Origin of the sequence: Clostridium aminobutyricum (assembly GCF_017255415.1) — a bacterium.
Lineage (GTDB): Bacteria > Bacillota > Clostridia > Peptostreptococcales > Anaerovoracaceae > Aminipila > Aminipila aminobutyrica.
In genome coordinates this window covers 517245-533252 of the sequence record NZ_JAFJZZ010000001.1, presented here as the reverse complement: position 1 = coordinate 533252, position 16008 = coordinate 517245, and the positions used below count along the sequence as shown (strand labels likewise).

The following is a 16008-nucleotide window of genomic DNA, read 5'->3' as shown; positions in this document are numbered from 1 at the left end:
GTTCATTCTCCTATTGGTATACTCTCTAATACATTCTGCTCTTTGTATTCCTTTACTTCCCTGGCTTCTCCGTAAGTGAAATAGAGCAAACCGATCCATATGATAACAAAGGAAATCAGTTGTATGCGATCAAACGGTTCACGGAAAAAGAAAATACTAAGCAGTAAGGAAATCGAGGGGGATATATATTCCGTGATGCCGAGGGTTATTAAAGATACCCGATTCGCCGCCATAGCAAAGAGTGCCAATGGAATGGCTGTGACGATACCGATGATCGCCAGCAAAACGAATTGATGCGGCTGAGCAACACTAAACGCTCCTCTTCCGGTGACCTCAAAATAGATCACCATTCCTAACGCTATGGGCGTCAGGAAAACAGTCTCATAGAATAAAGAAATTAATGCTTCCACTTTGTATTTCTTTTTTATGGCTGCATAAACGGCAAAGGTTAAAGCCAAGCTCAAAGCGATGAGCGGTATCTCATGGAAATGAATGAGCACTACAACGACTCCTGCAAACGCAAAGCCCAGCGCAACCAATTTATATTTCGTCAGTTTTTCTTTAAATAAGAATATTCCAAAGAGGCAAACCATCAGCGGCTCTATGTAGTAACCGATGCAAGTCTGTATGACTAAATCGGCATTGACAGCCCAAATATAGATACTCCAATTGGACGTAATTAATATCCCTGCTATTATAAATGTAAACAACATTTTTTTTTGCTTCAACGGCGCTTTGATTTTTTCCCATCCGTGTAATTTATAGGCCGCTAAAAATGTGGTCAGCCCTACCAAAACAATTCGGTAAAAAATAATCACAAAAGAATCAATCGGTCTAAGAGCATGCCAATAAATAGGAAGCAACCCCCACATCGTCGCACATCCTAAAGCACAAAATAAACCAACCCGATATTCACTTTTCTTCAAAGATGCTTCCATCGTTTCTCATCCTCCTTTATCAAGATATTCATACTTCGTATATGGTATCACTTACCAGAAACGAAAGCAATCAAAACCCCTCTAAAAGGATTGTTGCGTTCAAAAATACCGGAATCAAGAAGGTGAATCAAACCATACCGATTCCAGTAATTGAATCCCTTCTATTATTTCTTCCTCTGATAACCCACTAAAACCCATTAAAACCATATTGTCGGTATAGTTTTGCGGATTCGCCCAATAGTTTGAAACCGGATAGACTTTTACATTTACGCCGGCGGCTTTCTCAATCAAAAGCTTTTCTGACATTTGGTTGTTCACTTCCAACAAAATATGCAGTCCGGCATTCTTGCCATGAATCGTTACTCGATCTTTCATATATTGATGGATTGAATTCACCAGGGCATCATGTTTCCTCTTGTTTAGCAAGCATATTTTTCTGAGATGACGTTCCCAATTCCCTTCTTTCATAAATAGGTACATTGCTTTCTGTTCCAGCCAAGGTACATTGCAATTGTATTTACTCCAATTCATTTTATATTTTTCCAGCAGGCTATACGGTAAAACAATAAAGCTCATACGCAAAGCAGGTGCAAAAGATTTGGAAAAGGTATTCATATAAATAACACGCCCTTTGTTGTCGAGGGAACTCATGGAAGGTATCGGTCTGCTGTTATATCTTAACTCACTGTCATAATCGTCTTCAATGATGTATGCATCATTTTTCCCCGCCCATTCGATTAACTTCAGTCTTTTATTGATTGGCATGACCGTCCCAGTAGGAAATTGATGCGAAGGAGTGGCATAGATTAGTTTTGAAGAGGTATGATTGAGTTTGCCGATGTCCAGCCCATCTTCTTCCAGTTCTATCGGAGAAACCTGAAATCCATGATTTTGAAAGAGTATTCTGGCACTGTCATAACAGGGTTCTTCCACGGCAATCTTTCGATCCTGATCCATAAATAATTGACAAATAATACTTAGGCATGACAAAGTGCCCGAACAAAGAATAATTTGTTCGGGTTTACAGCTTACCCCTCTGGAATGGTATAGATATTTCATGATTTCAACTCGTAAATCGGCTTCACCCAATCGATCGTTATAGGCACACAAGCAATTATTTTCTTCTGAAGAAAGAACCCGATTGATCATTTTTCTCCAAGTGGCAAGCGGAAAATCCTCTAGGTTTAACCTGCCATACTGAAAATTATATTTTGCCGGAGGTTTCACACCCTGTTCATGAAATTCCTTTAATACTTCACTTAAGGATTGTTTTCTTTGTGAAGAAAATTGATGATATAAACTAACCTCTACCTTCTGTACAATATATCCGCTACACACTTTACTGGAAACATATCCTTCTGAACACAGTTGCTGATAGGCGCTCTCAACGGTATTACGACTCACCTGCAGCGTTCTGGCTAAATTTCTGGTGGAAAGAAGGACGCTTCCTTTTTCTAATTGCCCTGAGATAATCTGTTCTTTAATTTGGTTATAGATTTGCAAATATATTGGTATGTTCCGTTCTTTGTCTACAGTAATCATTCTAAATACTTCCTCTATGTTGATTTCTCTGCTTTCAATCGTTCCATCACTGGTTCCATTATACTAAAGGATTGCCCTGTTTAATAGTGCCAGTTTGAGTAATTTTAATGGTGCCAATTGACATTATTCCGTACGGTTTTGTCGAACGTTAAAAAAGACGTTCTATTTTAATAATCCTGTAATAACTCTACAAGTAGAGGGATTATAAACCGTGACCTTCAGAAAGGCGAAATTTGTATGTCAAACAATCAACATTTATCAAGAGGCTTAAAGAATAGGCATGTTCAATTGCTTGCCATTGGAGGAGCAATCGGAACCGGCTTATTTTTAGGTTCAGGAATATCCATTCACTTAGCAGGTCCGTCTATTTTATTTGCCTACATAATCACGGGCATTATTTGCTTTTTAGTTATGCGTGCACTTGGAGAAGTATTGCTTTCTAATTTAAACCACCATTCCTTTGTCGATTTTGTACAGGATTACTTTGGGCCGCGGGCAGCTTTCGTTACAGGGTGGACTTACTGGTTTTGCTGGATTTGCCTTGCAATAGCCGATTTAACTGCTATCGGACTTTATGTGCAGTTTTGGCTGCCAAATATAGCACAATGGGTTCCTACTCTTATTGCACTCATTATTTTATTTGCCATGAATCTGATGACTGTAAAGATATTTGGAGAAATGGAATTTTGGTTTGCCTTAATCAAAGTCATTGCCATTTTATCATTAATTGTAATCGGTACCTTTATGATTATAAAAGGATTTTCCACAGATGCAGGAATATCTAGCTTTTCCAACCTTTGGAGCCATGGCGGATGGTTTCCGAACGGAACGGAAGGTTTTATTTTATCCTTCCAAATGGTTGTATTTGCTTTTACCGGTATCGAATTGGTAGGGTTAACCGCCGGTGAAACGGAAAATCCTCAAGTTGTCCTTCCAAAAGCGATTAACAACATTCCTATTCGAATCATCATTTTCTATGTAGGCGCACTTGTTGTCATTATGAGTATCTATCCATGGAATGCCATCAATCCGGAAAAGAGCCCATTCGTGCAGGTATTTGCTGCAGTAGGAATTACCGCAGCAGCCAGCATCGTCAACTTTGTTGTGTTAACGTCAGCCGCCTCTGCTTGCAACAGCGGTATTTTCAGTACGAGCCGTATGACCTACTCCCTTGCTAAAGAAAGGAACGCACCGGCTTTCATGAAAAAGTTAAACGCCCGGCATATACCGTCGAACGCCACCATATTTTCTGCCATTGCGATCTTCGTTTCAGTGATTTTGAACTATATCATGCCGGAGGGAATATTTATTCTTATTACAAGTATCTCAACGTTCTGCTTTATTTATATTTGGGCAATGATGGTACTTTGCCATTTGAAATATAGAAAGACGAACTCCCGGCTTGCTGCTAAATCCAAATTTAAAATGCCTTTTTATCCGGTTGCCAACTATATCATTTTAGCATTCTTTATTTTTGTGCTGGTCGTATTGTCGCTGAATGAAGAAACGCGAGTTGCTTTGTTTGTAACTCCTGTATGGTTTATCATGCTTGAGGTTTTTTATAGTATAAAAAGCCTTGCAAGTCCACATAAATAACGTAGATCCTTTAGCTAACTTTTTAAAGCACCTTCAATAGCAAGCAAATACTGCTCCAAAGCGGATATCATAGTATTTGTATTCAGTATTATGTGTACATTATACTTTTACATTTTATAAATAATTATTGCAACTTTATTCAATATGTATTATTATATATCGGTAAAATTTATTCATTCAGATGAAGGTAGCGGGAGAGCTGTGACCTCTGGTCATACACCGAAGAAGTAAATCTTTCAGGTACCTATTAAATTAGAGATGACCGCTACTGGATGAATCCTTGGAGAGACTCTTCACGAGCACCGAAGGCGAAAGTTATATGGAGAAACCATATGGCGAAACGCTCAGGTAAAAGGACAGGGGACAGATAACATATCTTACAAAGTAATGCATAAACCATTACTTCATTTAGATTTGATCGATCGATTTTATATTTTTTTCCATAATACATAATAGCTGTCGGCTATAGTTTTAACGGAGATGGAGATATAAGATGGATTGATTTATGTCATCGTAATTCTGCTTTTAGTCTAACTGACTTAAGCAGGAGTCTACTTACTGTTTGTCTAATGAATTCAATTTTTTAAATTGTCTCTTGCTCTAAAGTTTTTTCCAATGCCCCATCGTAACTCTGAAGAACGGAGTTATCGCACAAATAAAAAAAATAGAAATTTAGAAAGGCGAAATTTGTATGTCAAACAATCAACATTTATCGAGAGACCTGAAAAACCGTCACGTTCAGTTGCTTGCAATCGGGGGCGCAATCGGCACAGGCTTATTTTTAGGCGCAGGAAGATCCATTCACTTAGCGGGTCCGTCTATTTTACTCGCCTACACCATTACAGGTATTATTTGCTTTTTAATCATGCGTGCACTAGGAGAAGTATTGCTCTCTAATTTAGAGCACCATTCCTTTGTCGATTTTGTTCAGGACTATTTTGGAGACCGGTTAGCTTTTATTACCGGATGGACATACTGGTTCTGCTGGATTTGCATTTGTATGGCAGACTTAACCGCGGTCGGCCTGTATGTACAATATTGGCTGCCAAATATAGCACAATGGGTTCCGAGCCTTATTGCTCTTATCATTTTATTTACCATGAACCTTCTAACCGTAAAGTTATTTGGCGAAATGGAATTTTGGTTTGCTTTAATCAAAGTCATTGCCATTTTAGCACTCATTATAATTGGTGTATTTATGATCATGAAGGGTTTTTCCACCGATGCGGGAGCATCCAGCTTTTCCAATCTGTGGAGTCATGGAGGATGGTTCCCGAACGGTGCCCAAGGGTTTGTTCTTTCCTTCCAAATGGTCGTATTTGCTTTCGTTGGACTTGAGTTAGTAGGTTTAACAGCCGGTGAAACCGAAAACCCGCAAAAAGTTCTTCCTCAAGCCATCAATAACATTCCGATTCGAATTCTTCTTTTTTACATAGGAGCACTTGTTGTCATCATGAGTATCTATCCATGGAATGCAATCGCTCCTGATAAAAGTCCATTTGTTCAAGTATTCGCTGCCGTTGGCATCACCGCAGCAGCAAGCGTTGTAAATTTTGTCGTATTGACATCCGCAGCTTCTGCTTGTAACAGCGGTATATTCAGCACGAGCCGTATGACCTTCTCTTTGGCTGTAGAAGGAAATGCCCCTGCACTGATGAAAAAATTAAATAGCCGTAAGGTTCCTTCTAACGCTACTATTTTTTCAGCTGTTGCTATTTTCATTTCAGTTATTCTGAACTATATCATGCCGGAAGGAGTATTTGTCCTTATCACAAGTATATCGACATTCTGCTTTATTTATATTTGGGCGATGATGGTACTTTGTCATTTAAAATTTAGAAAAGCGAGTCCGGAGCTTGCTGATAAGATCAACTTTAAACTTCCTTTTTTCCCCGTTGCCAACTATGTCATTTTAGCATTCCTTGCTTTTGTTTTAGTTACATTAGCACTGAATAATGAAACCCGTGTGGCTCTGTTTGTAACACCTATCTGGTTTATCATGCTTATCATACTTTATAACATAGGGAAGGCCCCAAAGTCACAAAAATAACAAAAAACCCTTTAACTTGTCTAGTTGAAGGGTTTTAAACGAAAATACACATATTTCTTTTTTAAGGGTCGTACAGGAACTGCTTCAGAGCGTTGCTTATGACCCTTTTATCAATTCTCCTACCGTAGTCTTATCTTCTCATTCTTTTCTATCTGAACAATTTTACCTTCTTGTATGATAAGAGTAACCGTTCCAAAATGAACTTCATTAATGACTTTCAGGAGTTTATCTAAGGTTTCTTTCACAATCGGGTCCTCTTTTTTATTCATTTTTTCAGTCATGCTATTACTCCTTCCTCTTCGAGCAATAAATCTTCATTTACTTGAGTGATCTCTTTTTTATTGATTTGAATCAGACAGGCATCCTGAAAAACCAAAGTTAAAGAACCTTCATCGATTTTAGACAAATTATCAAAAACTAATTGAATTATGTAGTTTTTTTTCTGTTCTTCAGAAAAATGATTTTTCAAATGAAACATCCCCTCTCAAAATATATGTTGAACATCTTAATTATTCATATATGTTTACTATGTATTTGGGTAATATTTTACCGTATTTGAAATACGGTTATATTCATAGTATTCTTATTTGTTTTATTGTATTAAAGTAATGTTGATTTGTCAATCCTTTTTGAGCTTCTTTTCATGACTTTTTAAGCCAATAAGTCCCATTTTCTGCTTTGCCGGATAAAGGCGACTACCATCAGCGAACTTTCTACTATCCAATGTATCGCAAACACGACCCAAACAAAATGCACCGGCCATCTCAATACCACGACGAACCAATATACCAACGGAACTCTCAGCACCCAGTTGGTCAATAACGCAATTTTAAATGGGGTTTTTGTATTTCCGGAACCTTTTAGGGCTCCTTCCAATGTCATGCCAAGGGCAAGAAAAGGCTGTTCCAAAGCGGCCAGCATCAGACATTTCACACCCAAATGGATTGTTTCCGGATCATCGATGAATATGCCGAACAGTTTTTCAGGAATCAACAGGAACGGTACGATACAGACCATCATAGTCCCTACGCAAAACACGGCGGATAAAACAGCATATTCCTTTGCTTGCTTATAGTCTTTTGCTCCGATACTTTGACCCACCAGCGACATGGATGCAATCGCAAAACCATACCCGGGCATAAAGGAAACGGATTCAATGGTCGCCGTAATTTGATTGGCTGAAAACGCAATTGTTCCCATCTGCATGACAAATATCAATACAAGAATTCTTGCTAAGCTAAAGGTCCCTTCCTGAAGACTGGCGGGTACGGAAATCCGAACCAACTTCCTCATTTCCATTTGATTCAGTTTTATAATCGCCTTTATTTTAATCTTTATTTCAGAATACCTCTTATAGTAAAAAAGTAAACACATAAAACCGATACTATATCCAATCGACGTTGCAAGAGCGGAACCCACCACCCCCAGCGGCTGCAAACCAAACCGGCCGAAAATCAACGTCCAATCCAAAAATATAACCAATACATTAATGACCAGTGAAATAATGAGAGGAATTACCGTCTTGCCCATTCCCCTAAGCCCCGCATTTAGTATGCTAAGCAACATATTAAAGAAAGCACCTACGGACACAATCCTCATAAACTGACTTCCGAGTTTCACGACTTCTCCGGAAGCACCTGCCAGTTTTAAGATTTGTTCCGAAAAAAGTCCCAGACTAAGAGACACAAGGATTGCAATCATAAATCCGACCAGAATTCCTTGATTTAACACTTCTTCGGCTTTTTCTTGTTCTTTTGCGCCTATATGTTGCGCAACGGTCGTTGTCACACCTATGCCAAGTCCCATCATAATAAAAATATTTACAATCGTACGAACAATCTCGGAGCTGTAACCGACTGCGCTGACCGCATCGTTTCCTCCATAATGACCGACAAAAGCGGTGTCCACCACCCATATAGTTGTATATAAAAACATTTCTCCTACTACCGGTAAGGCAATCTTTAGTACCTTTACCGCTTTATTCAAGGCCTGCACCTCCTCTGCTAAAAAGTACTGCAAATTAAGGATGCATTCATTTGGGAGTCCCAAGCCAATGGATATGTTGAGTAAATCCTGTAGGCGTTGGGGTTCCTATATGAATGCTTTATATTTCAACCTTTTTCGATTAGATTCCTGTTGCACTGGAAGTGATTTGACCTGTTTCCAATGCCAGTAAATAATCGCCCCATTTTGAAGCCCATTGTTTCAATTCATCCACACTTAGAGGAGAAGGTACCTTGGAATCCGTATGATCAGCAATCTTTGCAGCTAACCGCTTATAAATTTTTGCCTGTTCGGACTCCGGTGCTGCCTCAATCGTGGTTTTTCCCTGTAATTCACTTTGTGTTACCGTTACGGAACGAGGCACATATTCCATCACCTGAGTGTTCGTACGGGTAACAAAGTCATCGATTATTTCTTTGGAATACGGTTGATTGATCGAGTTTGCAATGACTCCGCCAAGCAATGCTCCGCCGGAATTTGAATATTTTTGAATTCCTTTAAACAGATTGTTTGCCGCATAAACCGCCATAAAATCAGAAGAAGATACGGTAAATACATGTTCTGCGATTCCTTCTCGAATCGGTACGGCGAACCCTCCGCATACAACGTCTCCCAATACATCATAGATGACTACATCTAAATCCAGTTCTTCGAAAATACGCTGTTCTTTAAAAAGCTGAACCGCCGTAATGATTCCTCTCCCTGCGCAGCCTACGCCCGGCGCCGGTCCGCCAGCTTCCACGCAATAGGTTCCGTTAAATCCTTCGAAAATAACATCATGTGCATTGACCTTATTTTTTTCTCGCAAGGTATCTAAAACCGTCGGAATATAGGTGCCGTCTCTTAGCGTATTGGTGGAGTCACTCTTGGGGTCACAACCAAACTGCATCACCTTATATCCCATCGTAGAAAGTGCCGCTGTAATATTTGAAGTAGTGGTAGATTTGCCGATCCCACCCTTTCCGTAAATCGCGATTTGCTTAATCTTTTTTGCCATTCTATTTTCCTCCATCTGTTTTCAAATAATAATTAATTAATTTAGGTAAAGCCTCTTCAATCAGACCATTTATATCAAAGGACTGTATGCCTTTGCTTTCCAATAGTTGAGCTGCACCGTTTCCGATTTGACTGACCAATACGGCCCGGCAGCCGATTAAAGCATCTGCCGCCGCCAAAAGGCTGTTATCATCATGTCCTCCGCCGCTGCAAAACGGCTTTGTCTCCATCCGTTCCAGAAAAGAATACTTTCCTTCCTTCACTTCAAAAATCAAAAACTGTGTTGCTTTTCCGAAATGCTGATTAATAACCTTCCCATCACTGCTGGCTGCAGCAATTTTATATGACATATTTCAAAACCCCTCTCTTCTCTATCAACCATGCGAAAAGGTTTCCAGCCTTTTAAGCGTCCCATAAAGCTTATAGGATAAATCCAATTGACCCGGTATACCGCAGGCATCTGCCCGGCAGTGTTTGCAATGCCGAAACACTTCCAGCTGAGTTTCAGCCGTTTCCCTTGCTTGATTTAATTGTTCGCAGGTCGGTGCAGGGATGTGGCTTAATTTATGCTGGGGAATCAGCGGAATAATATTATATAAGCTGGCTCCTGCTTCTTTCACTGTTTTTGCAATCAATCCAATGTGGTCTTCATTAATTCCCGGAATCAATACCGAGTTCACTTTCACCACCATGCCCAGCTTACTGGCCAAACGAATCCCTTCCAACTGTGCCGCAATCAGTTTTACCGCGGCTTCTTTACCGCAATACACCTGTCCGTCTAAAACAACAGACGAATTGATCTGACTTAAAATGTCGGATTCTACCGCATTCACAGTAACTGTAACAGTTCGAACCCCCGCGTCATAAAGATCCTGCGCATAACGTGCCAAGAGTAATCCATTGGTACTGAGGCACTTTACTAAGTTCGGATAAGCTTCGTTCACCAATCGGAATGTTTCCAATGCGTAAGGGGTAGCTAAGGTATCTCCCGGCCCCGCTATTCCGACAACCGTTATTTGAGGACATAGCTCGAGTGCCTTTCGAACGGTTTCCACCGCATCCTCCGGAGCCAGTATGCCATTGGCGACGCCCGGTCTTTCTTCATCCGAATTGCAGTCACGTTTGCAGAACTTGCACTGTATATTGCAGGTTGGGCTCACAGGAAGATGGATCCTCCCAAAAGTTGCATGTGCTTCTCCCCCTAAGCAAGGATGTATTTTAGCCAAGTGAGAAAAATCTGTATTTTCTTTGTGAATATTTTCTAACGCTCCCATAGATCCTCCTCCTTTCTTTATCGATGATCTATTTATTAATTAAATCTGGTTAGCACAACCGAATAAATATCTTCCAGCAGCTTTAGTCCGCCGTCATAGCCTACATAGGAACCATTGATAATCAACCGTTCTACCACCGGCCAAGATATCGTTAGATAATGAGCATCCGTTTCCTTGGCCACTTTCTTTTCCCAAGAGCTTCCCAAAATCAGCGGATAGCCGTGGAAATCGGTGTTTTTGATTTCCTCATGTATTTGATGTCCGTCTGTCGAGAATTCCACTTCTGCCTCTATTCCGTAATTTAATTCTTTAAAATACTGCTCCACTTGCTCCCTGTATTCCGTCGGTGTATCATCCGTAATATATTGTTTAGAAGGGAAAAGTCCCAGGTCATTGACTAAAAACTTTGTATAAGCCAGTGTGCTTTGTGCATCGGAAACGACTGCAAATCGTTTTGCCATCACACGGGTTTCCAAAAATACATCCGCAAACCGTTCAATGTAGTAATAATACTCGGCTTCACGCTTCTCAATAATTTCATCGACCTTCGATTGATCCACGCCGGCAAACTCCGCAACGGCTCGCAAGAACTTGCTGGTTTCAAAGGCGCCGATCGGTAGCGTCGGATAATGAAGGTACGGCGTTCCGAATTTATCTTCCAACTGTTTTACATTGCTGAGTCCCACCCATGGAGATACCAACAGGTTAAATTCAGCTTCCGGTATCTTATCAATATGTTGAATCCCTCTGTCATGACCGAATATGGTGTTTGGAATCAAGCCCAGCGCTGTCACTAACTTTTCCAATTCTCTTAAATTGCCAAGCCAAAACGGATCGTGCTGTGGAATTCCGGTCCAGATATTTACCTGTCCTTTGACCTTTTTCTCCGCAGGCTTTAAATACTGTTCTATAATGGCCTGGATGACCCATTCATGACCTATGTAGTTATTGCCTTTAAATCCGGGAGTCGATGCCACAATGACTGGCTTCTCCGCATTTCTAAAAGATCCGACTACTTCACCCACATCATCCCCTACAATTTCAGAGGTGCATCCCGTTAGCACCACATACAAGTCTGCATCTACTACTTTAAGCGCATTTTCAATGGTTTCTCTCAGTCTGTTTTCCCCGCCGAATACAACCTCTTTCTCGCTGATATTGGTACAGGGGAAAATATGAGGAGAAAAGTACCCCGAACCGCCCATTCCATCGGATAATTTCTCCGCGCAGCCGGGTCCTGAATGAAGGATAGGCAGCGCCCTCGTGATACTGTGAACCGTCTGCATGGCTGTCATTGCGCATTTATATCTGGGTTGGTCTAATATTTTTGCCATCTTATCTCGCCTCCTTTAAAAAGGTTGCATTATCCTGTTGATACCACCAGTCCGTGTACGGCAGTTTCACTCTTGCTGCCAAATTCTTCTCAAAGCTTCGGTTTCTGATCGTATCCAACAAGGAATATGCAAAATCTAATGTTCCTTTATAGCCGAAAATCATATATTCATCCGCTACATATAAAGCGGGGATTCCCTGTTTAATTGCCCATACCGTTGTTCCGGGATGACGTGAAAAGTAAATATCCGGTTGATATCGGTTCAAGATATTTAAAATCTCATAATTTTGCTGGTCGGCAACGCTCAGCTTAAAATTATTCGGTGAGTTTGCCAACAGATAGTCTAAAGCAGGAGGTACTTTCTCATTGTCATACTTCTTGTCATAATGCCAAGCCGCTGCCCAAACCACCTCTACACTCAGTTCCTGAAGGACTCGGGAGACTTCAAAGGTATAGCCGGGTCCCATTCCTAAAACGGCGCGAAGTCCTTTTAATTCTTTTTTTACTTCTTCTATCTTCGGCAGATAAATAGCACGCTCTCTTTGGATATATGCTTCTACTTCGTCTTCCTTATGAATGGCCTTTCCGATTTCACGGAGCCACGTTTCGTATCCGGTCACACCCAGCGGATTGATGGTCCTGATATACGGCACATCGTAGTTCTCTTCCAATGCATTTCCCAAATAAGTTCCCAGCGTTCCGCAGATGCATACGGTAGCAAGCGCTTCCGACATTTTAGACAGCTCTTCAACCGTTGAATTTTGATAGAGAAAAACAGGTTCTACATCAAAATTTTTAAACAGCTCAATAATCTCTTCCCTTGCACTTTCAAAGAAATTCTTAAAGTTGATTATATTTCTTTTTTGCTCCGGTGCTTTTACAATGCTTGTCAACACCGCATGATCTGCCGCGTCAAAACCCGAGGCCCAGATTCTGGATTTAAAACCCTCGCAATGAACCGGTGCAATCGGTACCGGAATTTCCGCTTTCAGCTCTTCCACGATACTGTCTACATCTTCTCCGATAATACCGGTCACGCAAGAGGTCCCGATAAAAATAGCCTTCGGCTTATAGCGGTTATAGGTTTCCAGTACAATTTCCTTTAAACTGCCTACGGCACCAAAAACCGTATCCCTTTCGTTCATATCTGTTCCGATGAACACCGTACTGTTCGTAATACCTCTCTTGGTCGCCAGCTGCGCATTCAGCACATCGGCCCCCGCAGCAGTTGCCGTACAACCGGACGGTGCATGGTTTATAATAGCAACATCCCTTATCCCGGCCAGCTGACTAAGGGCGCATCCTGATAAGCAGGTACTGGATTGACTGAAGCATCGTTCTCTGTCCTGTAACGTGCCGCATCTTGACTCATTCACCAAGTCCTGTAAATCGCCGCTATATCCTGTAACAGAACCTAATCGATTTTCTCTGGTTCCAACTGTAGAAACTTTTAAATTAACAGGCATATTCATTCCCTCCATCTAGTAAAATTTTTTTATTCTTATAAATTGTCATATAGATCTTCAATAAATGTTAAGCTTCCTCGATATCCCGCATAGGTTCGATTAAAGATCAGCCGATCCGTGATGGGATAAGCAACGGCACAGCATTGAATGTCATGCTCCAGTGCATATTCCCGATCTCTTGAACTTCCGACTAACAGGGTAATATCCGGGTATTCTTCCAGCTGCTTTTTTATTTTCCAATGATCGGATTCAAAAGCGATTTTCGGCGGACGCGCATAGTCCAGATTGGTTATTTGCGTGTTGATCCGCTCAACATCCTCCGGCCGAAAAATCGGATCTGTGATAATAGAAATAACAGGAGAAAAGCTAAAGTCATTGGCCAAGAATCGAGTAACCCCTACCACGGTGCTTGCATCCCCCACTACGGCAAACTTCTTCCAGCTTACGACACCGATTGCCGTTTCAAGATAGCTGTATACGTAATCCTCTTCTTCCGCAATCACTTTTTCCCCGATCTCTTCTATGCCGAGTGTCTTTGCTACGGCACGAACAAAAGCGGAGGTATCGCTGGCCCCAACCGGCAGTCCCGGCCATCGTAAAGTGGGAACGCCAAATCGCGACTCGTATTCCTCCGCTGCACTTTTTAAAAGCCAAGGAGAAACAATAATATTCAGTGCCGCACCCGAAGAATGACGAACTTCCTCCAATCCTTGATGTTGTGTAAAGAATGTGTTGACCTTCAATCCTAATTTCTCTAAAATCCTTGTTAACTCTTCTAAGTTCCCTTCCCAGAACGGATCATGGTAAGGCATAATCCCGAATAGATTCACAAGATTCTCCTGACGAGAGGAAGGTTTCACAATATATTTGAGCAGGGCTTTGAAAGCAATTTCATAGCCTCTGTAGCTTTCTCCTAGAAATCCCGGACTTTCGATCGGATAGACCGGCAGTCCCCTTTCTGCAAACTCATCCGTCACACTGGCGATATCATCTCCGATAATTCCTGCCGTACAGCCCGTTAAAACAAAGAAGGCATCGGCATCCAATATTTCTACAGCCCCTTCTATGGTCTCCCTGAGCCGTTCAACACCCCCGAAAACAACATCTCTCTCTAACATATTGGTACAGGGTATCGATACGCCCGATACATAAAAAGGCGTTCGCAGACCTGCCTGATCGGCCTCTCCGGCTGTGGTTTGCATGCAGCATCCCGGACCTGAATGATAAATGGGAATGACACGATTGATGGCAGATAAAACGGCATTCGCACCACCCAAGGCACAATTGCCTCTTGGTCCTTCTACAATAGTTGACATACTTGTTCCTTTCCCGGCTGTTCCTTTGAACTCACCGTTTATTTTCATTCCAGCTCTTTAATAAATTTAAAGGCATCGTCCTCATACCAGGATTGTTTATAGGGCAGCCTAGCATGCAGAGCCAATTTTTTATTGAATCCCGGATTCTCTATCTGATCGGCGATTTTATTACCAAGGTATAAAATGCCGTCGTATCCCATGGTCGGACGCTTCATATCCAACACATGAGTGGTTGGAATACCCAGTCTTGCGGACCAAGACGGTACGCCGATAAATACGTCCGGCTTGAGCTTATTCACCAAATTTACCTGTTCAAAGGGCTGCATATTGGCAATATCAATGACATAATCCCCATGAATACCGTTTAAGTACTCGATATCAATCTGTGCATCGTCATCGTAGGTAGGCGTTTCCAATCCGATCAGCTCCATTCCGAAGTCGTCGATCAAGGCCGCTGCCGCGAACGAACGTCCCGTTCCGCCGCAGATAAATACTCTCTTGCCTTCCAGACGACGGCGAATATCTTCTATTAACGGAAGAATTCGCTTGTGCTCTTTTTCAATGTGTTCTTCCGCTTCCGTCTCTTTCCCGAAAAGAGCCGCAACCCCTCTGAACCATTTATCCGTATTACGCACTCCGATCGGCATCACAGTGTGGGAAAACGGGATATCATAATCCTCTTCCAATGTTTTCATAAATTCATCCGCAAATACTTTACAGATTGCTGTTGAGGCTTCTGCCTTCGGGATTTTTTGAATTTTCTCCAATGAACTGTAAAATGGGATATAGTTTACTTTGAGTCCCAAAATAGCCAGCATGCGCTCTATTTCAAGCTGATCCTTATAACTTACCGTAGTGGGTGCAAATAGATTGATAAGCCCCTTTTCTTTCTCCGTTTTCTTCTCCTTTAACAGATATTTAGAAATAGAAATAAAAGCGGTATCAAATCCGGAAGCACAGATTTTCGATTTAAAGCCTTCGCAATGAATCGGTACTAAAATGGCATCCACTTGATCTTGAAGCTCAGAAGCAACTGCATCGATATCATCCCCGATAATACCGGAGGCACAGGAGGTAAACATGAAAATCACTTTCGGATGGTAGCGCTCATTCGCTAACAAGATGGATTTTCTCAGTTTTTCTTCTCCTCCGTGGACAATGTCCCTCTCATCCAAATTCGTCACAATCATTCGCACATTTTTGATATTCTTTATCCCACGATGGGCCTGACCTACTTGATACAGATCATTCGCCATGGAGGTGCAACCGACACACCCTTGCGGAGAATGAACGATGAAAACCGAATCCTCCATCGACATGAGTGCCGACATGCTATTGATCTGCTGGCACTGAAGCCCCTGACTAAAACGCCGGTCTGCCATCTTAAAGCATCGTTTTTTGAAGTCAGAAGCAAGCTGTTGGCTGTTCCCGCCGCAATCATTATATGTATAGGGGCGGCTTTCCCTAAGCCCCGAATAATTCCTGCTCATTTT

The 16008-nt window shown here is 41.6% G+C and carries 14 protein-coding genes and 1 riboswitch; of the genes, 2 read left to right on the top strand and 12 right to left on the bottom strand.

Features of this window, described 5'->3' with window-relative positions; genetic code table 11:
• Positions 1-2 precede the first annotated feature (2 nt).
• Together rarD and pdxR are read right to left on the bottom strand one after the other, a co-directional pair.
• On the bottom strand, positions 3-938 hold the full coding sequence (gene rarD / locus JYB65_RS02620; RefSeq protein ID WP_206581065.1) for an EamA family transporter RarD: 936 nt from the start codon (positions 936-938) through the stop codon (positions 3-5).
• A gap of 114 nt (positions 939-1052) precedes the next feature.
• Positions 1053-2480, bottom strand: a complete 1428-nt coding sequence (gene pdxR / locus JYB65_RS02615; protein ID WP_206581064.1) for a MocR-like pyridoxine biosynthesis transcription factor PdxR — start codon at positions 2478-2480, stop codon at positions 1053-1055.
• Positions 2481-2717: 237 nt separating this feature from the next.
• Between pdxR and JYB65_RS02610 the strand changes: the two genes are divergently transcribed.
• Together JYB65_RS02610 and JYB65_RS02605 are read left to right on the top strand one after the other, a co-directional pair.
• Positions 2718-4076, top strand: coding sequence for an amino acid permease (locus tag JYB65_RS02610; protein ID WP_206581063.1), 1359 nt, complete (start codon positions 2718-2720; stop codon positions 4074-4076).
• A 270-nt stretch (positions 4077-4346) separates the two neighbouring features.
• Positions 4347-4446, top strand: a riboswitch (glycine riboswitch).
• A 321-nt stretch (positions 4447-4767) separates the two neighbouring features.
• Positions 4768-6126 (top strand): amino acid permease, encoded by a 1359-nt coding sequence (locus tag JYB65_RS02605; protein ID WP_206581062.1) that lies wholly within the window; start codon positions 4768-4770, stop codon positions 6124-6126.
• 119 nt (positions 6127-6245) lie between these two features.
• On the opposite strand, the gene JYB65_RS02600 is transcribed toward JYB65_RS02605, so the two are convergent.
• The 10 genes from JYB65_RS02600 to JYB65_RS02555 all read right to left on the bottom strand — a co-directional run bounded on the left by JYB65_RS02600 (position 6246) and on the right by JYB65_RS02555 (position 16005).
• Positions 6246-6407: a YezD family protein gene (locus JYB65_RS02600; protein WP_206581061.1), complete on the bottom strand. Its 162-nt coding sequence runs from the start codon at positions 6405-6407 to the stop codon at positions 6246-6248.
• A complete protein-coding gene (locus tag JYB65_RS02595; RefSeq protein WP_206581060.1) occupies positions 6404-6595 on the bottom strand; it encodes a DUF2292 domain-containing protein in 192 nt (63 codons plus the stop codon). Before JYB65_RS02595 ends, JYB65_RS02600 begins: the two co-directional genes overlap by 4 nt.
• 182 nt (positions 6596-6777) lie before the next feature.
• Positions 6778-8112, bottom strand: coding sequence for an MATE family efflux transporter (locus JYB65_RS02590; protein WP_206581059.1), 1335 nt, complete (start codon positions 8110-8112; stop codon positions 6778-6780).
• A gap of 139 nt (positions 8113-8251) precedes the next feature.
• Positions 8252-9127, bottom strand: coding sequence for a nitrogenase iron protein (gene nifH / locus JYB65_RS02585; RefSeq protein ID WP_206581058.1), 876 nt, complete (start codon positions 9125-9127; stop codon positions 8252-8254).
• A gap of 1 nt (position 9128) precedes the next feature.
• Entirely contained in the window at positions 9129-9476 is a 348-nt protein-coding gene (locus JYB65_RS02580) for a NifB/NifX family molybdenum-iron cluster-binding protein (RefSeq protein ID WP_206581057.1), read from the bottom strand.
• Positions 9477-9500: 24 nt separating this feature from the next.
• A complete protein-coding gene (locus tag JYB65_RS02575; RefSeq protein ID WP_206581056.1) occupies positions 9501-10400 on the bottom strand; it encodes a radical SAM protein in 900 nt (299 codons plus the stop codon).
• Positions 10401-10435: 35 nt separating this feature from the next.
• Positions 10436-11734, bottom strand: coding sequence for a nitrogenase component 1 (locus tag JYB65_RS02570; protein ID WP_206581055.1), 1299 nt, complete (start codon positions 11732-11734; stop codon positions 10436-10438).
• 1 nt (position 11735) lies between these two features.
• Positions 11736-13199 (bottom strand): nitrogenase component 1, encoded by a 1464-nt coding sequence (locus JYB65_RS02565; protein ID WP_206581054.1) that lies wholly within the window; start codon positions 13197-13199, stop codon positions 11736-11738.
• A gap of 35 nt (positions 13200-13234) precedes the next feature.
• Entirely contained in the window at positions 13235-14563 is a 1329-nt protein-coding gene (locus tag JYB65_RS02560; protein ID WP_206581053.1) for a nitrogenase component 1, read from the bottom strand.
• Complete coding sequence (locus JYB65_RS02555) at positions 14560-16005, bottom strand: nitrogenase component 1 (protein WP_206581052.1); 1446 nt, start codon at positions 16003-16005, stop codon at positions 14560-14562. Before JYB65_RS02555 ends, JYB65_RS02560 begins: the two co-directional genes overlap by 4 nt.
• Positions 16006-16008 lie beyond the last annotated feature (3 nt).